Source organism: Corallococcus terminator, from assembly GCF_049194865.1.
Taxonomy (GTDB): Bacteria; Myxococcota; Myxococcia; order Myxococcales; family Myxococcaceae; genus Myxococcus; species Myxococcus terminator_A.
Genome location: NZ_JBLZWL010000002.1, coordinates 416,869 through 439,808 on the forward strand (window position 1 = coordinate 416,869; position 22,940 = coordinate 439,808).

21 protein-coding genes are annotated in these 22,940 nt (G+C 70.5%); 13 read left to right on the forward strand and 8 right to left on the reverse strand.

The features are described 5' to 3' along the window. Nucleotides 1-28 precede the first annotated feature (28 nt). Together apaG and hemH are read left to right on the forward strand one after the other, a co-directional pair. On the forward strand, nucleotides 29-415 hold the full coding sequence (gene apaG, locus ACN469_RS03855; RefSeq protein WP_498764197.1) for a Co2+/Mg2+ efflux facilitator ApaG/CorD: 387 nt from the start codon (nucleotides 29-31) through the stop codon (nucleotides 413-415). Continuing rightward, nucleotides 415-1,518, forward strand: a complete 1,104-nt coding sequence (hemH, locus tag ACN469_RS03860) for a ferrochelatase (protein ID WP_498764199.1) — start codon at nucleotides 415-417, stop codon at nucleotides 1,516-1,518. The genes apaG and hemH overlap by 1 nt, the downstream gene beginning before the upstream one ends. On the opposite strand, the gene ACN469_RS03865 is transcribed toward hemH, so the two are convergent. From ACN469_RS03865 to ACN469_RS03875, 3 genes are all read right to left on the reverse strand, one after another. Continuing rightward, the gene (locus ACN469_RS03865) at nucleotides 1,454-2,479 is read right to left on the reverse strand and encodes a hypothetical protein (protein WP_498764291.1); all 1,026 of its coding nucleotides are present in this window, start codon (nucleotides 2,477-2,479) and stop codon (nucleotides 1,454-1,456) included. The two genes, hemH and ACN469_RS03865, sit on opposite strands and share 65 nt — an antisense overlap. Before the next feature lie 271 nt (nucleotides 2,480-2,750). Next, the gene (locus ACN469_RS03870; protein WP_498764201.1) at nucleotides 2,751-3,332 is read right to left on the reverse strand and encodes a hypothetical protein; all 582 of its coding nucleotides are present in this window, start codon (nucleotides 3,330-3,332) and stop codon (nucleotides 2,751-2,753) included. Between the two features lie 187 nt (nucleotides 3,333-3,519). Beyond that, nucleotides 3,520-4,491, reverse strand: coding sequence for an L-threonylcarbamoyladenylate synthase (locus ACN469_RS03875; protein WP_498764203.1), 972 nt, complete (start codon nucleotides 4,489-4,491; stop codon nucleotides 3,520-3,522). A gap of 30 nt (nucleotides 4,492-4,521) precedes the next feature. On the opposite strand from ACN469_RS03875, the gene ACN469_RS03880 reads away from it, so the two are divergent. The 5 genes from ACN469_RS03880 to ACN469_RS03900 are packed head-to-tail and all read left to right on the forward strand — an operon-like array spanning nucleotide 4,522 to nucleotide 10,579. Continuing rightward, nucleotides 4,522-5,940 (forward strand): TIGR01777 family oxidoreductase, encoded by a 1,419-nt coding sequence (locus tag ACN469_RS03880; RefSeq protein ID WP_498764205.1) that lies wholly within the window; start codon nucleotides 4,522-4,524, stop codon nucleotides 5,938-5,940. A gap of 52 nt (nucleotides 5,941-5,992) precedes the next feature. Continuing rightward, nucleotides 5,993-6,922: an ABC transporter ATP-binding protein gene (locus tag ACN469_RS03885; RefSeq protein ID WP_498764207.1), complete on the forward strand. Its 930-nt coding sequence runs from the start codon at nucleotides 5,993-5,995 to the stop codon at nucleotides 6,920-6,922. Continuing rightward, nucleotides 6,919-7,641: an ABC transporter permease gene (locus ACN469_RS03890; RefSeq protein ID WP_498764209.1), complete on the forward strand. Its 723-nt coding sequence runs from the start codon at nucleotides 6,919-6,921 to the stop codon at nucleotides 7,639-7,641. The genes ACN469_RS03885 and ACN469_RS03890 overlap by 4 nt, the downstream gene beginning before the upstream one ends. Continuing rightward, nucleotides 7,638-9,509: a Gldg family protein gene (locus tag ACN469_RS03895; RefSeq protein ID WP_498764211.1), complete on the forward strand. Its 1,872-nt coding sequence runs from the start codon at nucleotides 7,638-7,640 to the stop codon at nucleotides 9,507-9,509. The genes ACN469_RS03890 and ACN469_RS03895 overlap by 4 nt, the downstream gene beginning before the upstream one ends. Then, nucleotides 9,506-10,579, forward strand: a complete 1,074-nt coding sequence (locus tag ACN469_RS03900; protein ID WP_498764213.1) for a hypothetical protein — start codon at nucleotides 9,506-9,508, stop codon at nucleotides 10,577-10,579. Before ACN469_RS03895 ends, ACN469_RS03900 begins: the two co-directional genes overlap by 4 nt. Here ACN469_RS03900 and ACN469_RS03905 read toward each other — a convergent pair. From ACN469_RS03905 to ACN469_RS03920, 4 genes are read right to left on the reverse strand one after another with little or no spacing between them, the layout of a single operon-like run. Continuing rightward, nucleotides 10,562-11,557 (reverse strand): GvpL/GvpF family gas vesicle protein, encoded by a 996-nt coding sequence (locus ACN469_RS03905; protein WP_498764215.1) that lies wholly within the window; start codon nucleotides 11,555-11,557, stop codon nucleotides 10,562-10,564. The two genes, ACN469_RS03900 and ACN469_RS03905, sit on opposite strands and share 18 nt — an antisense overlap. 9 nt (nucleotides 11,558-11,566) lie before the next feature. Further along, a complete protein-coding gene (locus ACN469_RS03910) occupies nucleotides 11,567-11,977 on the reverse strand; it encodes a response regulator (RefSeq protein WP_498764217.1) in 411 nt (136 codons plus the stop codon). Further along, nucleotides 11,974-14,088, reverse strand: coding sequence for a PAS domain-containing sensor histidine kinase (locus ACN469_RS03915; RefSeq protein WP_498764219.1), 2,115 nt, complete (start codon nucleotides 14,086-14,088; stop codon nucleotides 11,974-11,976). The genes ACN469_RS03910 and ACN469_RS03915 overlap by 4 nt, the downstream gene beginning before the upstream one ends. 4 nt (nucleotides 14,089-14,092) lie before the next feature. Further along, nucleotides 14,093-14,308 carry a hypothetical protein gene (locus tag ACN469_RS03920; protein WP_498764221.1) on the reverse strand — a complete coding sequence of 72 codons (216 nt, stop codon included), beginning with the start codon at nucleotides 14,306-14,308 and terminating at the stop codon, nucleotides 14,093-14,095. A 273-nt stretch (nucleotides 14,309-14,581) separates the two neighbouring features. On the opposite strand from ACN469_RS03920, the gene ACN469_RS03925 reads away from it, so the two are divergent. The 6 genes from ACN469_RS03925 to ACN469_RS03950 all read left to right on the forward strand — a co-directional run bounded on the left by ACN469_RS03925 (nucleotide 14,582) and on the right by ACN469_RS03950 (nucleotide 21,545). Next, nucleotides 14,582-16,057, forward strand: a complete 1,476-nt coding sequence (locus ACN469_RS03925) for an FAD-dependent oxidoreductase (RefSeq protein ID WP_498764223.1) — start codon at nucleotides 14,582-14,584, stop codon at nucleotides 16,055-16,057. A 59-nt stretch (nucleotides 16,058-16,116) separates the two neighbouring features. Further along, nucleotides 16,117-16,605, forward strand: a complete 489-nt coding sequence (locus ACN469_RS03930) for a hemerythrin domain-containing protein (RefSeq protein ID WP_498764225.1) — start codon at nucleotides 16,117-16,119, stop codon at nucleotides 16,603-16,605. A gap of 68 nt (nucleotides 16,606-16,673) precedes the next feature. Next, nucleotides 16,674-17,345, forward strand: coding sequence for a DNA-3-methyladenine glycosylase family protein (locus tag ACN469_RS03935; protein ID WP_498764227.1), 672 nt, complete (start codon nucleotides 16,674-16,676; stop codon nucleotides 17,343-17,345). Between the two features lie 112 nt (nucleotides 17,346-17,457). Then, nucleotides 17,458-18,606, forward strand: coding sequence for a zinc-dependent alcohol dehydrogenase (locus ACN469_RS03940; RefSeq protein WP_498764229.1), 1,149 nt, complete (start codon nucleotides 17,458-17,460; stop codon nucleotides 18,604-18,606). A 17-nt stretch (nucleotides 18,607-18,623) separates the two neighbouring features. Then, the gene (locus ACN469_RS03945; RefSeq protein WP_498764231.1) at nucleotides 18,624-19,016 is read left to right on the forward strand and encodes a hypothetical protein; all 393 of its coding nucleotides are present in this window, start codon (nucleotides 18,624-18,626) and stop codon (nucleotides 19,014-19,016) included. A gap of 162 nt (nucleotides 19,017-19,178) precedes the next feature. Next, nucleotides 19,179-21,545, forward strand: coding sequence for a hypothetical protein (locus ACN469_RS03950; RefSeq protein ID WP_498764233.1), 2,367 nt, complete (start codon nucleotides 19,179-19,181; stop codon nucleotides 21,543-21,545). 91 nt (nucleotides 21,546-21,636) lie between these two features. On the opposite strand, the gene ACN469_RS03955 is transcribed toward ACN469_RS03950, so the two are convergent. Next, nucleotides 21,637-22,914 carry an MFS transporter gene (locus ACN469_RS03955; protein ID WP_498764235.1) on the reverse strand — a complete coding sequence of 426 codons (1,278 nt, stop codon included), beginning with the start codon at nucleotides 22,912-22,914 and terminating at the stop codon, nucleotides 21,637-21,639. Nucleotides 22,915-22,940 lie beyond the last annotated feature (26 nt).

Consider the following 22,940-nt stretch of genomic DNA (forward strand, 5'->3'; position numbering starts at 1 on the left):
CGGGGGGCTTGCCTTCAAATGTGGAGGCATGTCTTCCAGCGCCACCACTGATGGCATCCGCATCACCGTGAAGCCGGCCTACTGGCCGGAGCGAAGCTCGCCCGACTCGGGGCAGTACGCCTTCATGTACACGGTGGAAATCGTCAACGAGAGCGAGGCGCCCGCACAGCTCAAGTCGCGGCACTGGCTCATCACCGATGCCGCCGGGAAGGTGGAGGAAGTGAAGGGGGAGGGCGTGGTCGGCCGCCAGCCCCGCGTGGCCCCGGGTGAGCGATTCGAGTACACGAGCTGGGCGATGCTGCGCACGCCGTTCGGCACCATGCGGGGCAGCTATGAGATGGAGCGGCCGGACGGCTCGCACTTCGAGGCGCGCATCGCGGAGTTCGCGCTCACCCTCCCCAACGCCCTTCACTGATGACGACTCCGGAACCGAAGCGGGGGCTGCTCCTCATCAACCTGGGCACGCCGGACGCGCCCGAGTCCGGGCCGGTGCGGCGCTACCTGCGTGAGTTCCTGAGTGACCCCCGCGTGGTGGACCTCCACCCGGTGGGGCGCTGGATGTTGCTCAACCTCTTCATCCTCCCGACGCGGCCCGCGAAGAGCGCGGAGGCGTACCGCAAGGTGTGGATGAAGGAGGGCTCGCCCCTCCTGGTGTACAGCCGGGAGCTGGAGGCGGCGGTGCGCGAGAAGCTGGCGGGTGAGTACGACGTGGCGCTCGCCATGCGCTACGGCCGCCCGTCCATCCCCGACACCGTGGCGCAGATGCGAGCGCGCGGCGTGACGGACTTCACCGTGCTGCCGCTGTACCCGCAGGAGGCCACGTCGTCCTCGGCCTCGTCGCTGGCCCGGGTGTACGAGGTGATGACGGAGGGCTGGGACGTGCCCAACGTGCGCGCGGTGCCGGCGTTCCACGGGCACCCATCCTTCCTGGACGCGTTCACCGCGGTGGCCCGGCCGGTGATTTCCGAGGCGCGCGCGGACCACGTCCTGTTCAGCTTCCACGGCGTGCCGGAGCGGCACGTGCGCAAGACGGACACGTCGGGCCAGCACTGCTTTGCTTCAGCGGGTTGCTGTGACGCGCTCACGGACGCCAACCGTCACTGCTACCGGGCCCAGTGCTTCGCCACGGCGCGCGGGCTGGCCCAGCGGCTGGGGCTGGCCGCGAGCGGGTGGAGCGTGTCCTTCCAGTCCAGACTCGGGCGCACGCCGTGGGTGAAGCCCTACACGGACCTGGTGCTGCCGGAGCTGGCGAAGCAGGGCGTGAAGCGGCTGGCGGTGATGTGCCCGTCGTTCGTCGCCGACTGCCTGGAGACGCTGGAGGAAGTGGGGCTGCGCGCCCGCGAGCAGTTCGTCGAGGCGGGGGGCGAGTCGTTGATGCTCGTCCCCTCGCTGAACGCCCACCCGACCTGGGTGGACGCCGTGGTGCGGATGGTGCGCGAGTCCGACGGCGCGCCTACTGCTGAGGCTTCGCCGTGGGCTGGGGCGCGGCCGGAGGGGGCGCCGACTCCAGCGCGGTGAGCTTCAGCTTCACCGTGCCCGGCGGTACCTGGAGCGCGGTGGGTGGCACGGTGCCCTTCGTGGAGGAGGTGATGCTGCCCTCCCACGAGCGCCACTTGCCGGCCTTCACCAGGAACTCGCCACGGCCGACGATGCGCACCTCGGCGCTGGCGTCCGACGCGGGCGGCGGGGCCTCCGAGTCGCCTTCTTCCGACGGGTCGCTGGCTTGCGCGGGCACGGCGGGCGGCGGGCGGCGGGTGGCCACCTTGCCGGCGAGCTGGTCCAGCAGGTCGTACTCCAGCGTGGCCACCTGCTCGCCACCGTCCTCCGGGGTGAGCGCGGTGAGCTTCACGCGGTTGCGGCGCTCCGTCTTGGTGACGGCGAACGCGGGGCCCAGGGCGTCGTGCGTGAGCAGCTCCGTGCCCAGCGCCCAGGTGTCGTTGGGGCCCACGGCCGCCAGGGGCAGCTCCAGCACCAGCGAGGCCGTGTTGCGGGTGATGCCCTGGAGGCCGTCGAGCACGAAGCCGCGCTCGCTCACGGTGCCGGTGTCCTCGGCGGCGCTGTTGCCCTCGGGGATGACGCGCAGCCGGAAGTCACCGGAGTCGCCGCGCTCCAGCACGTAGGTGAGGGCGCTGGGGAACGTGGGGGTGGCGGTGGCGGCGCGCTCGGGCTTCGGCGCTTCCTTCTCCTTGCCCTTCTTGCCCTTGGCGGGCTTCTCCTCCGCCACCTCCTCGACGGTGGTGGGCGCGGCGCCCGTGCGGTCCAGCGTGAGGCGGTAGGCGACGGGCGCGCCCGAGGGCAGCTTCCAGCGCAGCACCACCTTGGACTTGTCCACCACGGGGGCGGCGGGCTTGTCGGCCGCCTCCTCCTTGGGCGTGTCCTTCATGCCCGGAGGCCGAGCAATGGGCTCGAGCTGCCCTCGGGGCTCTTCCTTGCAGGCGAACAAAGACAGGGCGACGACCAGGCCGAACAGGCTTCGCATCACGCGGGGACGCTCCTCTGGGAGGACTGCGGGATACCGGAGCCCAGCAGGCCTTTTCAAGTCGTCACCCGGCCGCGTCCGTCGAATGCGGCGCTTGTTTCCTCGCGAGGCTTGCTTGACGGGCCCGACGAAGTCGGGGTTGCGCCGTCCATGCCAATTCCTTGCTGCTCCAACTCCCTGCCGCAGGGGGTGTGGCTGGCTGCGTCAACTCGCGGGGCGGGGCCCCGGCTGGGTGTCGCGACGGCGTGCTCGGCGCCGTCGCGTCCGGGCGTCACTGGGGTGCGTGCGCGACGTAGAGGTCGACCTGCTCCTTCACGCGCCCGGCGAAGTCTGGGTTGACGCGCTCGAGGATGCTCCACTCCAGCTCCAGGAGCCTGCGGAGGTTGGGACGGGCGGAGCGCGTCTGCAGGGAGGGCTCCGTTCCCATCAGGACGGCGGGCGTGGTGTTGGGGGTGTCGTCCACGTTGCCGTAGCCCGTGTGGACCAGGCCAGGAAGGGCCTGGGTGCGGGCGAAGGTCGTGGCGGCCATCTCATACGCGCGCACGGAGAAGCGGCCATCGGCGCGGACGCGGCCCTCGACATAAAGGCGGGACCAGCGGGTGCCGAGGTCGAAGCTGCCCGTCACCTTCCAGGGCGTCTGGAGGAAGTAGGGGTCGGTGCTGGGCAGCAAATCGTAGCCACGGTCCGCGAGTACCAGCTCGGCGGCCTTCATGACCTGCATGGCGGGCAGGTCGTAGACGACGAGGCTGCTGGTCCGCTCCAGCAGCACCTTCTGGGGGCTGGCGCACCCCGCGAAGCACAGCGCCGCCACGACGCTCGTCATTGCCGCGAGCCACTGCTTCCGCACCATCATCGTCGCCTCGTCCGCTGGAGTGGGCCACGCGACGCGGGAGGGCCGTGCGCGCGGTGCGGTGACGACAACGCGGGTTGTTTCAACGCATATCGCGCGAGGCGGGCACTCGTTGCCGCGCGAGGGTTTGTCGCGCGAGGGACTCGCGAGGGCCGGGCAATCGGAGGTGGAGCCTCGGCCTTCTCGCCGCTCAGGCGTGAGGGTCGCGCGGCGCGGCGGCGCGGGAGAGTCGGTCTCGCACCGCGATGCCCAGACCGCTGGCGGCGGGGAGACAGGCGACGAGCACGTCATGTCCGCGCTCGTCCGCTTCGCGCAGCCTCGCGTAGAGCACGCGTGCGGCTCCGGCCGGGTCCTCCGGCACGTCGAAGCGAGGCACGTCCGGTGGCAGCTCCAGGCTCTCCGGCCCCAGCACGCCCACGCGCAGGCCCTGCTCGCGGAGTGCTCTCACGCGCGCGGCGGCCTCGCGCGGCTCCGCCAGCACCACGCCCGCGCGCGGCGCGTAGTGCGATGCGAGCGAGCCCGACACACGGACCTTGGAGGCGACGCGCACGGGTACCGGATGCCCCAGCACGCGCTCGATGTCTTCTGCGGACAGGCCTCCTGGCCGGAGGATGGCGGGGGCGCCCGTGCTCAAGTCGACGATGGTGGACTCCACGCCCACGGTGCTCGGTCCTCCGTCCAACACCAGGTCCACGTCCGTGCCCAGGTCCGCGCGCACGTGCTCCGCCGTGGTAGGGCTCACGCGGCCGAAGCGGTTGGCGCTCGGCGCGGCCACGCCTCCACCCAGGGCCTTCAACACGGCGAGCGCCACCGGATGTCCCGGCACGCGCAGCGCCACCGTGTCCTGGCCTCCCGTCACGGCGTCCGTGGCCCTGGGCGTGCGCGGCAGCACGAGCGTGAGCGGTCCGGGCCAGAAGGCCTCGGCGAGGCGGTGCGCGGCGTCGGGGATGTCCCGGGCCCAGGAGGACAGGTGCTCGGCGCCAGACAGGTGGACGATGAGCGGGTGGGTGGCGGGGCGGCCCTTGATGGCGAAGACCCGGCGCACCGCCAGCTCGTCCTCGGCGTTGGCCGCGAGGCCGTACACCGTCTCTGTCGGCAGGGCGATGACACCGCCGTGCCGCAGCAATTCCACCGCGCGCTCGACGAGCTCCGGATTTAGCATGCGTGGCGCACTGTCGCGCCGGGAGGCAGCATGGGCAAGTCGCACGTCTTCGATGCGCGCAGTCGGATGCCAGTCTCAGCCTCCGAGTTGTTCGCGTGGCATGCCCGGGAAGGAGCGCTCGCACGGCTGACGCCCCCTTGGGAGCGGATGGAGCTGCTGGAGCGCTCCGGTGACGGCATCCACCCCGGTGCCCGAGTCGTCATGCGGATGCGTGTGGGCCCCATTCCCCGTCGCTGGGTGGCCGAGCACACGGCGTACGTGCAGGACTCGCTCTTCCAGGACACGCAGGTGTCCGGCCCGTTCTCGAAGTGGGTCCACACCCACCGGATGTGGCCCGAGCCGGCGACCGGCTCCTCCGTCCTGGAGGACGAGGTGGAGTACGTCCTCCCCATGGGCCCGCTGGGCAGCATCTTCGGTGGCGGCACCGCCCGGCGCACGCTGGAGCGGATGTTCGCCTATCGCCACCGGGTGACACGTGAAGACCTGCGGCGTCACGCCGCCTTCGCGCAAGCCGGGCCGCTCACTGTGGCCATCACCGGTGCGTCGGGCTCGATTGGCTCGTCGCTCGTGCCGTTCCTCACCACCGGGGGCCACCGCGTGAAGCGCCTGGTACGAGGCCGCGCCGAGGCCTCGCGGAACGAGGTGGCGTGGGCGCCCGACAAGGGCGAGGTGGATACGGCCTCGCTGGAGGGCGTGGACGCGGTGGTGCATCTGGCGGGCGCCAACGTCGCGGGCAAGCGCTGGTCCCCCGAGTACAAGGACGCCATCCTCAAGAGCCGCACCGAGGGCACGCTCACGCTGTCGGAGGCGCTGGCGCGCATGAAGAAGAAGCCCCGGGTGCTGGTGTGCGCCGCGGGCAGTGGCATCTACGGCGACCGGGGCGACGAGCCGCTCACCGAGGAGAGCGCGCCGGGCACCGGCTTCCTCGCGGACGTGTGTCGCGCCTGGGAGGCGGCCACCGCGCCCGCCGAGGCCGCGGGCATCCGGGTGGTGCACCTGCGCATCGGCCCCGTGCTGGACGCGCGCGAGGGCGCGCTGGCGAAGATGCTGCCCGCGTTCCTCGCGGGAGGCGGAGGGCCCATCGGCTCCGGACGCCAGTGGATGTCCTGGGTGTCGATGGAGGACATCCTCGGGCTCTTCCAGTTCAGCCTCTTCACCCCGTCTGCGCGCGGCCCCATCAACGCCGTGGCGCCGGGGGCGGTGCGGCAGGCGGACTTCGCGAAGACGCTCGGTCGGGTGGTGCGACGGCCGGCCTTCCTGCCGATGCCCGCCGTGGCCATCCGCACCCTCTTCGGTCAGATGGGGCAGGAGGCCCTGCTGGCGGGTGCCCGGGTGCTCCCCTCCGCCGCGGAGCGGCTCGGCTACTCCTTCCTCCTGCCGGACCTGGAAGAGGCGCTGCGCTTCACGCTTGGCCGCACCACGGCGGGGCCGGAGTTCCGCCACGACTGAGTGGTTCGGCGCTTGACAATGCCCCCTGGGGAGACTGATGGAATGTCCCCCTATGATTCAGGTCGAAGGGCTGACCAAGTACTACGGTGAGCATGCGGCCATCCGGGACCTGGCCTTCACCATCGGCCAGGGCGAGGTCATCGGCTTCCTGGGCCTCAATGGCGCGGGCAAGTCGACGACGTTGAAGGTCCTCGGGTGCGTGCTCTTGCCGACCGCTGGCCGCGTCGTCATCGACGGCCATGACGTGGTGAGCAATGCCCACGAGGTCCGGCAACGGATTGGCTACCTCCCGGACGTGCCGCCGCTCTACGAGGAGATGACGGTGGGCGAGTACCTGACGTACGTCGCGCGGCTGCGCGGCGTGGCGGCCCGGGACACCACCGCTCGCGTGGGGGAAGCGGAGGAGAAGACCGGCCTGCGCGAGGTGGACGGCGAGCTCATCTCCACGCTCAGCCACGGCTACCGCCAGCGCGTGGGCGTGGCGCAGGCGCTGGTGCACAAGCCGGCGCTGCTCATCCTGGACGAGCCCACCAGCGGCCTGGACCCCCGGCAGATTGTCGAGATGCGCGACGTCATCCGCGGGCTCAAGGGCACGCACACGGTGCTCGTCTCCAGCCACATCCTCCCGGAAATCTCGCAGACGTGTGACCGGCTCCTCATCATCCACAAGGGGACGCTGGTGGCGCAGGGGACGGAGGAGGAGCTGGGGCGGAAGATGGGCGGCGGCGGCTCCATCGAGGTGGAGGTGCGCGGAGACCGGGCGCGCGCGCTCGAGGTGCTCAAGCCCTTTGGCGCGGTGGAGGTGGACCGGTCGGCGGACGGCGTGGTGTCGCTGACGTTGCGCGCTTCTCCGGAGGAGCGTCCGCGCGTGGCGCAGGCGGTGGTGGGCGCGGGGTTGGAGTTGTTGCGGTTGGACCAGGGAGCGGGACAGCTGGAGTCCATCTTCCTGCGCCTGACGCACGGTCAGGAGGTGCGCGCGTGAAGGCCCTGCTCATCGCCCGTCGCGAGCTGTCCAGCTACCTGCGCACGCTCAGCGGCTATGTGGTCATCGCGGTCATCCTCGCGTTGAACGGCCTGTTCTTCAACGCGTACGCCCTGGGGGGCGCAAGCAAGCGCTCCGCCGAGGTGCTGTCGCAGTTCTTCTATTACTCGAGCGGCTTCACCATCGTCGCCTCGGTGTTCATCTCCATGCGCCTGTTGGCCGAGGAGCGGCAGACGGGCACGCTGCCCCTCTTGTACTCGTCGCCGCTGCGCGACAGGGACATCGTGCTGGGCAAGTTCCTGGCGGGGCTCGCCTTCCTGTCGCTGTACGTGCTGTGCACGCTGTACATGCCGGTGCTGGTGCTGGTGAACGGCAAGGTGTCCTTCGGCCACGTGGCGGCGGGCTACCTGGGCCTGCTGCTCTTGGGCAGTGCGTCGCTGGCGGTGGGCACGTTCGGCTCGGCGCTGGCGCGCAACCAGCTGCTCGCGGCGATTACGTCCGCGGTGATGCTGGTGGCGCTCATCCTCTGCTGGCTGCTGGCGCGAATCACCGAGCAGCCACTGGCGGACGTCTTCAGCGCGATGTCCCTGTGGAACCAACACTTCCCACCGTTCCAGTCGGGGCTCATCCACGTGCGTGACGTCGTCTATTACCTGGTCGTCACCTACGTGGCGTTGTTCGCGGCCACCCGGGTGCTCGAAGCGCGGAGGTGGCGATGAGCACCCGTCCCGTGGGCAATGGGCTGGCGGCGACGCTGCTCTTCGTGGCGGGCCTGGTGTCCGTCTTCATCGGCGAGCGCATCCTCGGCCTGGGGACGGGCCGTGGGGTCCTCTCCGTGGTGGGTGTCGTGGCGGCGGTGGTCGCGGTGGCCTGGCGCTTCGCGCGCTCCCGTGGCGCCGGCGCGGACCGGCGCACGGTGGATGGCTGGGTGCTGGGGCTGTATGGCGTGGGCCTGCTCGCGCTGGCGCTCTACTTCCTCCAGTCCGACCTGGGGGTGAGCCTCTTCGGTGGTTCGCTGTCACAGAAGGCGCCCAAGCTGGCGGTGATGCTGGCGGCGCTGTTCCCCGCGCTCCTGGCGTGCTGTCTGGTGCCGCTGGCGCTGGTGGAGACGGCGGCGCAGGCGATGGCCCGGGCGCCGGTGCTGGAGACGGGACGCGCTCGCAGCGCGCTGTTCTCCGGCCTGGGCCTGTCCTTCGTGCTCATCTTCGCCTTCGCGACCATGTACGTCGTCACGCAGGCGAACACGACGTGGGACCTGTCGTACTTCCGCACCGCGAAGCCGGGTGACTCCACGCGCAAGGTGGTGCGTGGACTCAACGAGCCGCTGCAGGTGACGCTCTTCTTCCCGCCCGCGAACGAAGTCGGGGAGGCGGTGCGCCAGTACTTCCAGGACCTGTCCGTGGAGAGCCCTCAGCTCCTCAACGTGGAGCGGTTGGACCAGGCGGTGGAGCCCGTCCGCGCCAGGACGCTCGGCGTCCACAACAACGGCACCGTCGTCGTGGCCCGAGGTGAGCGCAAGGAGCCCTTCACGGTGGGCCTGGAGTTGGACCGCGCGCGGGGGCAGCTCCAGCGCTTGGACCAGGAAGTCCAGCGGCGGCTCCTGACGGTGGCGAAGCCCCGTCGCGTCGTCTACTTCACGGCGGGCCACGGCGAGCGCGCGGAGACGCGGCCGGTGCCGGGCGAGATGCCGAAGCCGTCCGTCGCTCAGTTCAAGGAGATGCTGCGCGCGCAGAACGTGGACGTCCGGTCCCTGGGTGTCGCGGAGGGCCTGGGCAGCGCGGTGCCTGGAGACGCGGGGGCGCTGATGGTCCTCGGCGCCACGCGAGACTTCCTGCCCGAGGAGCTCACCGCGGTGCGCGAGTACCTGGACCGAGGCGGTCGGCTGTGGCTGGCGCTGGAGCCGGACGGTCCTCGCTTCGAGAAGCTGCTGGAGCCGCTGGGCCTGAAGTACACGGGCACGCCGCTGGCGAATGACCAGGTGTACTTCCGCACCACGCGTCAGCAGAGCGACCGGGGCAACCTGGGCACGGCGAGCTTCAGCTCGCATCCGTCCGTCACTTCGCTGACGGCGATGGGAGGCCAGTCGCCGGTGGCCTTCCTGGGCGCGGGCGCGCTGGACCAGGTGCAGCCGCTGCCCAACAACGTCATGCACGACATCTCCGTGCGCGCGCATGGCGCGACGTTCGCCGACACCAACGGCGACTTCACGGCGGACCCGGGAGAGACGCGGCGCACGTGGCCGCTGGTGGTGGCGGTGGAGAAGCCCGCCGCGGCCGGCAAGGAACCGACGCGCGCCGTCGTCATGGCGGACGCGGACGTGGTGAACGACGTGGTGCTGTCCAACATGGGCAACGCCTACCTCGCGGTGGACACGCTGCGGTGGCTGACCGGCGAAGAGGCCGTGTCCGGCGCGGTGTCCTCGGAAGAGGACGTGCCCATCCAGCACACGCGGGAGCAGGACGTGGCGTGGTTCTACGCCACCGTGTTCGTGGCCCCGGCGCTGGTGCTGGCGCTGGGCTTCGTGACGACGCGGCGGCGAGGCCGTCGTGCTCCGCGCGCCCCAGTGGCGGCGGGAGGTGAGCAATGAAGGCGCGGGACCTGGCGCTCCAGGGCGCCCTCGCGGTGGTGGCGCTGGTGGCCGCCTACCTGGTGTGGCAGCGGGCCCCGGCGGGCGCTCCCGGTGACGTGGCGGTGGTGGAGCTGCCGGCGCGCGCGCTGGACAAGGTGCGCTACGAGGACGAGGCGCGCTACGTGGAGCTGTACCGCGACGCGCAGTCGCGGGACACGCTGTGGGTTCGCCTGGGCTACAAGCCCTCGAAGCCGCTGCCTCCCGCGGAGCCGGTGGCGGGCACCGATGCGGGCACCGTGGCCCAGGCTCCGGGTGGCACCGACGCGGGCCCGTCGCTCCTGACCGCGCCGCCCGCGCCTCCTCCTCCGCGCGAGCTTCGGGCCAACGAAGTGGCGGAGAAGCTCTTCCCGCGCTTCGCCCCGCTGCGGGCCACGCGAGCGCTGGGTGTGCTCGAGGCGAAGAAGCTCGAGGAGGTGGGGCTGACCACGTCGCAGCGCAAGCTGACGCTGACGCTGGGCGGGAAGGTGGAGACCTTCGCGCTCGCCTCGACGACGGGAGGCTGGGGCACGCCCTACCTGCGGCGCGAGTCGGACGGCCAGGTGTTCCTGCTGGGCCCCGCGCTGCTGCCCGACCTGGAGAACGCGACCAGCCGGCTGGTGGACCGGCGGCTGCACACGTTCGACTTGGGCGACTTCGACGCGGTGGTCATCTCCTCGGGCGGCGCGTCGCGCACCTTCACGGCCAGCGGCAAGGCGCCCAACCCCGTCGCGCTGGCGCCGGAAGAGGCGCCGGACAAGCCGGACGAGTTCACTCGCAACTGGCATGACCGCGTGTGGCGGTTGATGCCGTTGGACCTGCTGGGCCGGGACGAGCAGCCCTCGGGAGGCGAGCCCAAGGAGGCCTTCCGCGTGGAGTACCGGCGCGGCGGCAAGTCCATGGGCTCGCTGACGGTGGCGCGGGGCACGGACGGCTTCTTCGCGCGCACCGAGCACACCCCCGGTTGGGTCCGGCTCCACGCGGGCGTGGACCCGCTGGCCGCGGAGGCCGCGCGCGTGACGACGCCGGTGTCGTCAGCCAGCGGGCCGTGACGCGGGCGGCGCCTGGCTGTCGTCCAGCCCCAGTCGCACGTCGACGAAGCTGTACGGCGCCCAAGGCCCGGTGAAGCGGAACGCGTAGAGGTCCGAGCGCGCGGCCAGCATCCGGACCCTCGCCTCGAACGCCGCCACCTCGTCCCGGGCGACGAGGAAGGAGGCGTTGAGCAGCATCCGCTCGCCCACGGGCGCGTCGGTGCGAGTCGCGCTGGCCAGCGGACGCAGCCCCTCCTGCATCGCGGCCATGTCCAGCGCGGCGCGCATCTCCACCGCGTGCCCCAGTCGCCGCTCGTGCTCGGCCTCCGCCTCGCTCTCACGACGGCGCAGGCTGGGGTCCTCCATCTCCATGCGGCGGGCCAGGTGCTCGCGGTGGTAGAGCACCTTGAGGCCCAGCTCCACCTTGCCCTCCAGGGACTTCAGGGCCCTGGCGAGCGCGTCCTGGGAGGAGCGCAGCAGCCCCCGCACCTCGGCCTCCGAGCCGAGCACCGTCCCGAAGGCCACGGGCAAGAGCGTGTGCTCCCGCAGCACCACCTCGGCGGCGCGCTGGTGGGCCAGGAGGTTGGCCCGGGTCGGGTCCACCACTCGCGCGGGGGCCGCGGACACCAGCGCGACGAGTACACCCTCGCGCACCGTGTGGACGTGGGCCGGCGGCATGCCCAGGCCGATGGGACCGAAGTCCAGCGGGCCCTCCGCGCGCACCACGCCATAGAGGTAGTGCGGACCGGCCAGCTCCTCCGCTGTCCGGGTGACGCGCGGAGCCTTCGCCCGGGGGGCCTTGGCCTTCGGGACGTTCTTCACCGTGTTGGGCTTGGCGCGGCCTGGCCGGGGAGGAGGTGGAGCGAGGGCTCGGGCCTCGCTGGACGTGGCCGTGCGCCGGGGCCGGGAGGGCTTGCTCGCGGGAACACTCTTGCGCGCGGGGGCACCGCGCCGGCTGGGAGTCTTCGGCTTGCTGGAGGGGCGGGAGGTCCGTGGCATGGGCACGTCTCAGTGGGATACAGCGACTCCGCGCTGCGCGAGGATGTGCCGGACCTCCGCCACCAGCTCGTCGGGGAGGCACGGCTTGGTGACGAAGGAGTCGCAGCCCGCGCCCCTCGCCTCATCCGACTGGCCCGTCATCGCGTGGCCGGTGAGCGCGACGACGGGGATGGCGCGCGTGCGGTCATCGTTCTTCAACCGCCGCGTCGCCTCCCAGCCGTCGATGATGGGCAACGACAGGTCCATCAAGATGATGTCCGGCGTGAGCGCGAATGCCTGGTCCAGTGCCTCCTGTCCGTTCCTCGCCTGCGCCACGCGGAACCCGGAGAACTCCAGGTACTCCGCGTACATCTCCCGCGCGTCGTCGTAGTCGTCCACGACGAGCACGAGCGGCTTGAGGTTCGGGGAGGGATTCGTCATGTCCGCCTCGGGCGTCTTGGAAAGTGCAGCGTGAAGGTCGACCCCTGCCCTGGGGTGCTCTGGAGGGAGACGCGTCCCCCCAGCATGTCGGCCAGACGGCGGCAGATGGACAATCCCAACCCGGTGCCGCCATAGGCCCGAGTGGGTGAGCTGTCCACCTGCTGGAAGTCCTCGAAAATCTTCTCCTGGTCGGCCGGGTCGATGCCAATCCCGGAGTCCTCCACGGAGATGGTGAGCATGGAGGTCGACGGAACGTACTCCGCCAGCACCTTCACGCCGCCCTCGTGCGTGAACTTCAGGGCATTCGACAGCAGGTTGAGGACGACCTGCTTCACCTTCTGTCGGTCGCTGTGCACCGGTGGAAGCTTCGCGCCCAGGAGCGTGCTCACCGTCAGCTTGCTGCGCGCGATGATGGGGTCCATCTCCGCCATGACCTCCTGGAGCAGGTCCGGGATTCCGAAGTCCGACAGGTGCAACGGCATCCGCCCCGCTTCGATGCGGGTGATGTCCAGGATTTCGTTGATGACCTCCAGCAGGTGCCGCCCGTTGGAGTCGATGCGCGACAGGTTGCGCTTCTGCGGCGGCGTCAGCTCACCCGACACGCCCTGCAACAGCATGTTGGTGTAGCCGAGGATGGCGTTGAGCGGCGTGCGGAACTCGTGGGACATGTTGGCCAGGAACTGCGACTTGGCCGCGCTCGCCTGCTCCAACTGGATGGCCTGCCGCCGCAGCTTCTCGTTCTGCTCCGCCAGCTCCGCGGTGGCCACCTGCACGCGCGCCTCCAGCAGCGTGGAGACCTCCTTGAGCCGCTCCAGGAGCCGCGCCTTCGCCAGCGCCTCGCCCCTGTCGCGGAAGAGGGTGACGATGCCCGTCAGCTCGCCGCTGTCGCCCAGCACCTTGCTGGCCACCGCCTCCACCGGCAGCGTGTCGCCGCTGGCCGGGTCCACCAGGCTGAGCTGGCCGCGCCAGCGCAGGTTGCTGCCGCCATCCAGCAGGTTGGCGAGGAACGAGGCGAACGTGGCGTGGTTGGAGCGCACGCGGCGCTGCGCGGCGCGGCCTCCGTCCACGGGCGGAGTGAGGAGCTTCTCCGCGGGCTCGTTCATCATCACCGTGCCGCCGGACGGGTCCGACAGGATGATGGGGTCCGCCACGGAGTCCAGCACGCGGTCCAACCGGTGGCGCTCGCTGCGGGCCTCTCGCTCGGTGGCGCGCAGGCGGCGGTAGCTCTCTCCCAGCGCCTGGGTCGCCCGGCCCAGGTCCGTCACGTTGCGCAGCACGCTCACCATGGCCTCGCGGCCGTCCGGCTCGTACACCCGCGTGCTGACCAGCTCGAAGAGCAGGTCCAGTCCCTCCACCGGGTCCACCAGCGGCACCTCGCGCCAGCTCAGTCCGGGGGCGCCGCCGCTGGCGGTGCTGGCCACGGCGGCGGAGAGCACGCGCTGGTTGAGGTGCACGGCGCGGCGGCGGCCGTGGCTCGCGTCGGGGTGGGCCACCAGCAAGGCCTCCGCGCGCGCGTTGGCCAGCCGAGGTCGGCCCTCCAGGTCCGTCAGCAGCACCGGGTCCGTCACCGCGTCGATGATGCGGCGGAACAGGCCGCTGCCGCTCGTGCCCAGCGGCCCCGACGTGGCCTGCCGCGCGAGGAAGGGGCCCACGTTTCCGGCCACCCACGTCACCTCGGGTGGCGGCGTGGAATTGCTGGCCCAGACGAGGAGCAGGCCCACGGGCGGCGAGCCGAGCCGTCCGAGCGGCACCGCGAGCAGGCCTCCCGGCCCCGGTGACGGCAGGGGGGCGCGTGCGCTCGGGAAGAAGCGCGGCGTGGCCTGGGCCAGCACGTCCGCCAGCGGGTGGGACAGGTCGGCATCGGACCAGGCCCTCAGCGCGGCGTGCTGTGCCTCGGACAGTCCCTTCGAGGCAAGACAGCCCATCCTCCCTCCGGGCTCCTCGCGCGCCAGACAGGCCGAGGCGGCGGCCTGGGCGTGACGGGGCAACCACGCCACCACGGCCTCCGCGCACGCTCTCGCGGTGTCGCAGGCGAGCAGCTGCTCGGCCAGGGCGAGGCGGGCATCTGCGGAGGAGATGGGGTCCGGGGTGAGAGGGACGGGAGAGGCCAATGCGTCAGGCTCCAGGAGAGGGACGAGGTGTGTCGCCAGAGGGGCGGGCGTCGTCGGCGTGGACCTCCAGGAAGGTCACCACGACGCGGGCGGCGGGCTGGGGAGCAGCGGGAGGGGGGCGGTCCGCGTGGATGACGTCGTCCCAGCGCAGGCCGCGGTCCAGGACCCGGTCCATGACATCCACGAGGCTGGTGCTCCCAGCCATTCTTTCCACGGGCATCCTTTGGTGCTCCCTGGTCTTTCGGCAGGGTTCGGGGGGCCGACCCAGCTCATTTGTAGCGCGACACGTCTGGCCACCCCAGGACCGCTTCCTCGACCGCGTGACTTGCCAACACCCGGCCCCCGGCTCTGTCCGCTCGTGCACATCCCGAGGGGCCTTCAAGCCGAGCAGGCGGGCAGGCGCCGCGCTTCACCAGGTCGGGTTATCGCACCTCCGGCGCATTCCTAGGTTGAGGACATGCATGAAACGCGGACGCATCGGTCGCTCTGGACCATGACGGCCCCCCCGCGCGACTTCCCCGCGCTGGCGGGTGACCTGACCGTGGACGTCGTCGTCATTGGCGGAGGCATCACCGGGCTGACGACCGCATGGCTGTTGAAGCGCGCGGGCAAGCAGGTCGCGGTGGTGGAGATGAACCGCATCCTGTCGGGACAGACGGGGCAGACCACCGCCCATCTCACGGAGTTGCTCGACACGCCCTACGCCACGCTGCGCCGCGACTTCGGGGAGAAGGGTGCCCGGATGGCGGCGTCCTCCAGCCGCGCCGCGCTGGAGCAGGTGGCCACGCTCGTCGAGGAGCTGTCGCTGGACTGCGACTTCCAGCGCGTCCCCGCGTTCCGCTACGCGGAGACCGTGCACGAATGGCATGCGCTGGAGCAGGAGTTCTCCGCCGCGCGTGACGCGGGCCTTCATGTCTCCCTCACCCACGCGGTGCCGCTGCCCTTCACGGTGAAGGGCGCGCTGCGCGTGGAGGACCAGGCGTTGTTCCATCCGCGCAAGTACCTGCTCGGGTTGGTGGACCAGCTCATCGGCGAGGGCTGCTTCCTGTTCGAGACCACGCGGGTGAAGGAGGTCCACGATGGCGCGCCCTGTCGCGTCGTCACGGACCGGGGCACCATCACCGCGGGGGCCGTGGTGGAGGCCACCCATTCGCCGCTCAACCGGGTGCTGCTGCAGACGAAGCTGGCCGCGTACCGGAGCTACGCGGTGGCGGGGCCGCTCGACGGCCCGCTGGAGCCGGCGCAGTACTACGACTCGCGGGAGCCCTATCACTACATCCGCACCCAGTCGGTCGACGGTCGCGCGTACGTCATCGTCGGTGGCGAGGACCACAAGGTCGGCGCGGAGGAGGACACGGGGCAACGCTACGCGTCGCTGGAGGCCTACGCGCTCAAGCACTTCCCGGTGACCCAGCTCACCTATCGCTGGTCCGGTCAGGTCATCGAGTCGGCGGACGGGCTGCCGTACATCGGCCGCAACGCCGCCAGCCGCAATGTGTACGTGGCCACGGGCTTCTCCGGGACGGGCATGACGTTCGGCACGCTGGCGGGGATGCTCATCAGCGACCTCATCCTCGGACGACAGAATCCCCACGCCGCGCTATACGACGCCACGCGCGTCAAGCCGCTGGCGGGCGCGAAGGACTTCATCCAGGAGAACGCGGAGACGGCCTTCCGCTTCATCGCGGACCGGCTGGCGAAACCCGAAGGCAGGCACCTGTCCGAAGTGGCGCCCGGCGAGGCGAAGATTCTCGAGGTGGATGGGCAGAAGGTGGCCGTCTACCGCGAGGCGGATGGAACCTCGCACGCGGTGTCGCCGGTGTGTACGCACCTGGGCTGCCACGTTCACTGGAACGGCGCGGAGCGCTCGTGGGACTGCCCCTGTCATGGCGGGCGCTTCAGCCCCACCGGCAAGGTGCTCAACGGGCCCGCGGTGAAGGACCTGCCTTCCCGCAAGCTGCCCCGCTGAGCCTCGCTTCAACTTCTTGTCTGGATGCAGGAACCCCGTTGGACACGGAGATACGAACCATGAACGCGTTGGAACTCCTGAAGCAGCAGCACGCCGAGGTGAAGAAGCTGTTCACGCAGTACGGCAAGCTCCCGGACCATGCCGATGCGAAGCGCAAGGAGCTGTTCGAGATGATCGCCGACCGGCTCGGCGCGCACACCACCATCGAGGAGCAGTACTTCTATCCGGCGGCCAAGGCCAACGACACCGAGGACCTGCTGCGCGAGGCCCTCGAGGAGCACCTGTCCGCCAAGCGCATCATCGCCGACCTGATGACGATGGAGCCGGACGACGAGGAGTTCGACGCGAAGATGAAGGTGCTCCAGGAGCAGATTGAGCACCACGTGGAGGAGGAAGAGGGTGACCTCTTCAAGAAGGTCCGCAAGCTCGTCACCCAGGAGCAGCTCGAGGACCTGGGCCTCCAGATGGAGGAGGAGTTCGACGAGTTGATGGAGGGCGAGCCTCGGCGTCAGGTGCCCTCCGAGACGGACGAGGCCGCGCCACTTTGAGTCGCGGCCCGTCGTGACAAGAAACGGGTTGCGCGGGGCGGTGGGAGGGGCAGCATGTCCCCCCTCCCATGCCGCGTACCGCTCCCTCCGCCCCGCGCCTGCCCGAAGCCTTCACTCCCGAGGTCCGCCGTGCCCTGGCGCGCGCGGACCCGAAGCTGGGCTCGCTGATGAAGCGCGTGGGCCCGTTCCGCCTCCAGTTGAGTCCCCTGCACAGTCCCTTCGCCGCGCTGGCGGAGTCCATCGTCTACCAGCAGCTCCACGGCCGGGCCGCCGCCGCCATCTTCGCGCGCGTCAGCGAGCGCGTGGGGAAGGGGCGGCGCTTCACGCCCCAGGCGCTGCTCTCCACGGAGGAGACGGTGCTGCGCGAGGCGGGCCTCTCCGCCAACAAGCTGGCCGCGCTCCAGGACCTGGCGCGCAAGTCACTGGACGGCACCGTGCCTCCGCTGGCCCGTGTGCGGCGCATGGACGACGCGACGCTCATCGACCACTTCACGCAGGTGCGAGGCATTGGCCAGTGGACCGTGGAGATGCTGCTCATCTCCCGGCTCGGTCGACCGGACGTGCTGCCGGTGGACGACTTCGGCGTGCGCAAGGGCTTCATGCTCACGTATGGGCTGCCAGAGATGCCGCGCCCCAAGGCGCTCCTGGAACATGGCGAGCGCTGGCGCCCCTGGCGCACGGTGGTGAGCTGGTATCTGTGGCGGGCCACGGAGCTCCCGGTGGAGCCCGTGGCCGACTGAGCGGCGGTTCGCTCCCTCCAGGAGAGAGGGCGAGCAGGGGCCTGCTTTTGATGCGCCTTGCCGTGAGGCGGCGGCGTCCTCACCCGTATGTGAACGGGAAAGAGGCCCTTACATGCGAGCATTGACGTACCAGGGACCCTTCAAGGTCCGAGTGGAGAACAAGCCAGACCCTCGGTTGGAGCACCCGCAGGACGTCATCCTCAAGGTGACCCGGACGGCCATCTGTGGCTCGGACCTGCACCTGTTGCACGGGCTGGTGCCGGATACCCGCGTGGGCCACACGTTCGGTCACGAGTTCACCGGCGTGGTGGAGGAGCTCGGCAGCGAGGTGGCCCAGTTGCACAAGGGTGACCGCGTGGTGGTGCCCTTCAACATCTCCTGTGGCACGTGCTTCTACTGTCAGCGAGGGCTGACGGCGTCGTGTGAGAACAGCAACCCGTCGAGCGACGTGGCGTGTGGCGTGTATGGCTATTCGCATACGACGGGCGGCTACGACGGGGGCCAGGCGGAGTACGTGCGCGTGCCCTTCGCGGACGTGGGGCCGCTGAAGATTCCCGAGGGCATGGAGGACGAGGAGGCGCTGTTCCTCGGAGACATCCTGCCCACGGGCTACATGGGCGCGGAGATGGGTGAAATCAAGGGCGGCGAGACGGTGGTGGTGTTCGGCGCCGGCCCGGTGGGGTTGTTCGCGATGAGGTCCGCGTGGTTGATGGGCGCGGGGCGGGTCATCGCGGTGGACTGCGTGCAATACCGGCTCGACTTCGCGGAGCGGTACGCGAAGGTGGAGACGGTGAACTTCCGGGAGGTGGACGACATCGTCCTCTACCTGAAGGACCTGTTCGACGGCCGCGGGCCGGACGTGTGCATCGACGCGGTGGGCATGGAGGCAGAGGGCTCGTTGGGCCAGCGAGTGCTGGGCCTGGGGTTGAAGCTCGAAGCCGGCGCGCCCACGGTGCTGACCTGGTGCATCGATGTCGTGCGCAAGGGCGGCAATGTCTCCATCGTCGGGGTGTATGGCCCGCCGTGGAACCTGATGCCGATTGGCACGGCGATGAACAAGGGCCTCACGCTGCGGATGAACCAGTGCAACGTGCGTCGCTACATGCCGCATCTGCTCCAGCACATCCGCGAGGGGCTCATCGACGCGAAGGGCATCATCACCCACCGCTTCTCGTTGGAAGAGGCACCCAAGGCGTACCACCTGTTCGCCCAGAAGCAGGACGGCTGCGTCAAGTGCGTCCTCACCCCTGGGCATGCGTGACCACAAGGAGCCGAGCCATGCCGGATAGACCGATTCCTGGCGCAGCGGTGGACCTGGAGCCCTCCAGCCGCCCGGGCGTGCCGATGGAGAGAGCGCCTCAACCGATGGCGGGGGCGCGCGTGCCCATCCGTTCGCAGCACTCGGATGTGCGCGTGTTCAAGCACAAGGGGCGTGCCGGGTTCCCCCCGGTGTTCGGCACCGCGCAGCCGCCGCATGGGCTGAGCGGGTTGCTGCGCAAGGTGGCCTACGGGTACCCGGACCACAAGGCGCGCCACTGGATGCTCTTGCTCCTGGCGGACCGCGTGGACGTCTGGGAGCACCGGCTCGCGAGGGTGGCGCCGTGGGCGGTGCCCACCGTCGGGGTGCTCGCGCTCACGGGTGTGGCGTGGCGGAAGTGGGCGCGCGCGTGAGGTGAGGCGGCTCGGCGCCCTGGGGAATGAGGGCGCCGGGGTGGGGGAGACCCGCTGGCGTGGGGATTCAAGCCGGCCTTCCAGGGCACCGGGAGGGCTTCCTGGGGGCCGGAGGTTCGAGTCGAGGCGACTCCGGCCGCGTTCTCTGTGAGGATCTCCACCATGCCGCCCCCGAAGCCGCCTCCCCGACGCTCGTCCTCGAAACCCGCCCCTCCGACGACCCGTGCGTCGTCCGCGGGGGGAAAGCCCTCGGCGGGGCAAGGCGCGGAGTCCGCGAAGAAGCCCGCACGCAAGCCAGAACCCGCGGCGGCTCCGAAGGCGCAGGCGAAGCAAGCGGGGACCGCGCAGTCGGCGAAGGCGCAGGCGAAGCAGGCCGCGAACGCGCTGGAGACGAAGGCTCAGGCAAAGCAGGCCACGAACGTGCAGGAGGCGAAGGCTCAGGCGAAGCAGGCCGAGGAGTCCCCTGCGGCGAAGGCGCAAGTGAAGCAGGCCGCGAATGCTCAGGGCGTGAAGGCGCAGGCAAAGCAGGCTGCGACTGAGCAATCCGTGAAGGCGCAGGCAAAGCAGGCCGCGACTGAGCAATCCGTGAAGGCACAGGCGAAGCAAGCCGAGGATGCCCAAGCGGCGAAGGCGCAGTCGAAACAGGCCGAGGATGCCCAAGCGGCGAAGGCACAATCGAAGCAGGCCACGACTGAGCAAACGGCACAGGCTGAGGAGACTCCGGCCGCGACTGAGCAGGCCGTGAAGATGCAGGCGAAGCAATCCGCGAAGGAGCTGGCCGCGAAAGCCCAGGCAAAACCAGCGGGCAAAAAACAGATGAGGTCCCCCGAGAGCTCATCCGAGGCCAGGTCATCAGAGAAGTCCGGAGAGGGCGCGCAGGGAGCGCAGGGAGCGCAGGGAGCGCCGCCTCACGTGAAGTCAGTCGAGGCTCCTCAAGAAGAGAAGTCGGCCGCGAGTCCCTCGCCCGATGCACGCGCGAAGGTCCGTCCCTTGCGTTCGCTCTCGCTGGTTCCCCCGCTGCGCTCCGACGTGAACAAGGAGGAGTCCGCCGAAGCGCTGACCCTCGCGGAGCCGCCGCCCAGCGAACCCGAAGCTCCTGCTCCTCGGGTCGAAGCGCGGACGCACACGCGACCGCCGCTGGACGTGGGCGAGCTCGACTCGGAGGTGCTGCCCATCTCCGCCCTCACGCCCATCGAGGGCTCCTTCACCGGCGCCCCGCTGCTCGTCCACGCGAGCCCGGAGACGATTCGAACCTGGGGAGTCCTCGGCTCCACCATGGGGCGACTCGTGCCCGGAAAGAGTGAGGGTGGCTACACCTTCTCCGGCCAGGCCCGGCTATTCCTTCGCGCCGTCCAGCGCGTGGACGAGCCCTCCGTGAGCACGGGCCACTGCTCCGTCGTGCTCCGGAACACGACGGGTCGTCCCATCCAGCTCCAGGTCCGAGGCGGCCTCTACTCCAAGTACCTCACGCCTCAATTCCCACGGAACTCACGAGGCGAGCCCTTCAACCCGTTGAACCAGAAGTCCCTCGACGTGGACTTCACGAACCTGGTCGACGCGGAGTCCGCGCAGGGCAAGACACCCGACCCCCAGGGCCTGTTCTTCCGAGGGCCTCAAGCGGTGCTCGCCTCGGGCCTCCTCGACGCCGTCCTCGATGACCGCTCCGAGTCCGAGCGCGAGGCCGTGCCACTCGTCCGTGAGGACCTCGACCTGTCCCTCGACGCCGTGCGCCTGGGAACCCGAGGCGCCTTCGAGGGCCGCCTCACCGTGCAACCCGGCGCGACGGTGGTCGTCGTCGATGCGCGTCACGAGAAGGGGGGCACGCTGTGCGCCCTCCTGGACTTCACGGCCCTGGACGCGAAGGGACAGGTGGACGTGGGCGCGAGGTTCCGTCTGGCCACCGTGTCCAGCCCGCATCCGCTCACCCCCGACGAGCTCGCCGCCATCACTCGGAGCGAGCACCCACTGGCCACCATGGGAGACGAGGCCCCGGGCCCGACGGCCTTCCCTCCGCTCCAGGGCGTGCTCGAAGCGGGCAGCGTCTTCGTCGGTGAGCGCACGCTGCGCCTGTCACCAGGGACGCTCACGGGTGACCTCGTCATGTCCATGCCGCGAAGGAGCGCGGGCACCGGGCCCGACGCGCCGACGTTGACGCCGACCTCGGGGACCTCGGCCGCGCGCGCCACGTCCTCTCAAGGCGAGCGGACCCACGACGGCGCCCGAGGCGTCACCTACCAACTGACCTACACCCTGGAGAACGAAGGACCCGAGCCGCGCGAAGTGGAGCTGCTGCTCACCTCGCCGCGACGCCATCCCTCCGAGCGCTTCTTCCCCCAGGCCGGCGTCCTGAACCTGGCGATGAAGGTCGATGACCAGCGGATGGACGTCCGTCTCAACCAGCGCGGAGAGGGCAGGGTGCTGGCGGTTCTCGAGCTCCCGCCCGAGGGCCGCCGTCAGGTGCGAGTCGAGTGGACCCACCTGGGGGGAACCTTCCCGCCCGCGGGCCTCGAGCTGCGTGCACGGCGCTGAGAGCCGCTGCTGTCCGGGGGAGAAGGGCGACCCGCGAGCCCGCATGGAGCCCGCGTGTCTGCCCGCCTTGATTGCCATTGAGGACAACGGCTCAGGGTAGAGCCGTGGCCGTTGAACCCTGACGTATCTGTTGATGCCGGATGGGAATCAGCAGGACGAGGAAGGCCACGGACAGCGCGGCGCCGAGCAGGAAGACAGGCGCATAGCCAAGTCCAAGCCCGTGAATCGGGTCCGCGAGCCACCCCGCGAGCGGCGCGGCGGGGGCCTTGCCCCAGACCTCCAGGCTGGCCAGCAGCGTGTAGTGCGTAGCGCCGATGCGACGGTCCACGCGCGACATCATGAACGCGAACATCACCGTCGTGAGGGCGCCGCCCACCAGCTCCTCCGCGAGCGTGACGCCGATGACGCCTCCGTCGCTGACTCCGTGCGTCGCCAGCCACCAGCGGCCCATGAGCGGCAGCACGCGCAGGGAGGCCGTGAGCGTCAAGGCCCCGACGATGGGCAGCCTCGTGGCGAGCAGTCCTCCACCGACGGAGCCGAGGATGGAGGCCACGTTCCCCCACGTCCCCACCCACTGGCCTATCTGCCAGGCGGGGATGCCCGAGTCGACGAGGAAGGGCTTGTAGAGCACGTCCGCCATCGTCTCGCCGAACTTGTACGTGCCGATGAAGAGCAGCACCCAGACGGTGCCCGGCTTCGTCATCACCGAGGCGAGGCGCTCCCTCAGTTGCCGCCAGTTCAGCCTCGACTCCGGGACGGACGCGGTGTCGCGCCCGCTGACGTCCTCACGGGGAGGTGGCTCGCGGGTGAGCAGGGTCACCACGAGCGCGCCCGCGCACAGCGCGGCCATGCCCAGGAACAGCCCGGACCAGCCAATGGACTTGCTGGCCCACACCAGCAGCCCGCCGCCGGTGAGCATCCCCAGCTTGTAGCCCACCACCTGCACGGAGTTGCCCAGGCCCAGCTCCTCCGGCTTCAGCATGTCCACCGCGAGCCCATCCACCGCGATGTCCTGCGTGGCGGCGAAGAGGTTCATCACCAGGATGAGCCCGAGGAGGACTTTCAGCGAGGCCCCGTCGGAGACCAGCATCCCCGCCGCCGCGCAGGTGAGCGTCAGGCCCGCCTGCATGGGGAGAATCCAGGACCTGCGACGTCCGAAACGCGCGGAGTGATATCGGTCCACCAGCGGCGCCCAGAGCGCCTTGAGCCCCCAGGGCAGCGCGAGCACCCCGGCGAAGCCCAACGCGGTGAGCGATACACCCTGCTCCCGCAGATACACGGGCAGCGCGGTGGCCTGGAACCCGAAGGGCAGGCCCTGCACGAAGTAGAGGACGCCGAGCAGCGCGAGCCGGGAGGCGGGGATTCTCATGGGCGCCGACGAGCATAGGGCCTCCA

Excerpts from the sequence above, each read along its gene's own strand:
- ACN469_RS03870 (WP_498764201.1), bottom strand. The coding sequence starts at position 3,332 with ATGATGGTGCGGAAGCAGTGGCTCGCGGCAATGACGAGCGTCGTGGCG.
- ACN469_RS03900 (WP_498764213.1), top strand. The coding sequence starts at position 9,506 with ATGAAGGCGCGGGACCTGGCGCTCCAGGGCGCCCTCGCGGTGGTGGCG.
- ACN469_RS03940 (WP_498764229.1), top strand. The coding sequence starts at position 17,458 with ATGCGAGCATTGACGTACCAGGGACCCTTCAAGGTCCGAGTGGAGAAC.
- ACN469_RS03885 (WP_498764207.1), top strand. The coding sequence starts at position 5,993 with ATGATTCAGGTCGAAGGGCTGACCAAGTACTACGGTGAGCATGCGGCC.
- ACN469_RS03865 (WP_498764291.1), bottom strand. The coding sequence starts at position 2,479 with ATGCGAAGCCTGTTCGGCCTGGTCGTCGCCCTGTCTTTGTTCGCCTGC.
- apaG (WP_498764197.1), top strand. The coding sequence starts at position 29 with ATGTCTTCCAGCGCCACCACTGATGGCATCCGCATCACCGTGAAGCCG.
- ACN469_RS03920 (WP_498764221.1), bottom strand. The coding sequence starts at position 14,308 with ATGCCCGTGGAAAGAATGGCTGGGAGCACCAGCCTCGTGGATGTCATG.
- ACN469_RS03930 (WP_498764225.1), top strand. The coding sequence starts at position 16,117 with ATGAACGCGTTGGAACTCCTGAAGCAGCAGCACGCCGAGGTGAAGAAG.
- ACN469_RS03955 (WP_498764235.1), bottom strand. The coding sequence starts at position 22,914 with ATGAGAATCCCCGCCTCCCGGCTCGCGCTGCTCGGCGTCCTCTACTTC.
- ACN469_RS03910 (WP_498764217.1), bottom strand. The coding sequence starts at position 11,977 with ATGACGAATCCCTCCCCGAACCTCAAGCCGCTCGTGCTCGTCGTGGAC.
- ACN469_RS03950 (WP_498764233.1), top strand. The coding sequence starts at position 19,179 with ATGCCGCCCCCGAAGCCGCCTCCCCGACGCTCGTCCTCGAAACCCGCC.
- ACN469_RS03905 (WP_498764215.1), bottom strand. The coding sequence starts at position 11,557 with ATGCCACGGACCTCCCGCCCCTCCAGCAAGCCGAAGACTCCCAGCCGG.
- ACN469_RS03935 (WP_498764227.1), top strand. The coding sequence starts at position 16,674 with ATGCCGCGTACCGCTCCCTCCGCCCCGCGCCTGCCCGAAGCCTTCACT.
- ACN469_RS03880 (WP_498764205.1), top strand. The coding sequence starts at position 4,522 with ATGGGCAAGTCGCACGTCTTCGATGCGCGCAGTCGGATGCCAGTCTCA.
- ACN469_RS03925 (WP_498764223.1), top strand. The coding sequence starts at position 14,582 with ATGACGGCCCCCCCGCGCGACTTCCCCGCGCTGGCGGGTGACCTGACC.
- ACN469_RS03875 (WP_498764203.1), bottom strand. The coding sequence starts at position 4,491 with ATGCTAAATCCGGAGCTCGTCGAGCGCGCGGTGGAATTGCTGCGGCAC.
- ACN469_RS03895 (WP_498764211.1), top strand. The coding sequence starts at position 7,638 with ATGAGCACCCGTCCCGTGGGCAATGGGCTGGCGGCGACGCTGCTCTTC.
- hemH (WP_498764199.1), top strand. The coding sequence starts at position 415 with ATGACGACTCCGGAACCGAAGCGGGGGCTGCTCCTCATCAACCTGGGC.
- ACN469_RS03945 (WP_498764231.1), top strand. The coding sequence starts at position 18,624 with ATGCCGGATAGACCGATTCCTGGCGCAGCGGTGGACCTGGAGCCCTCC.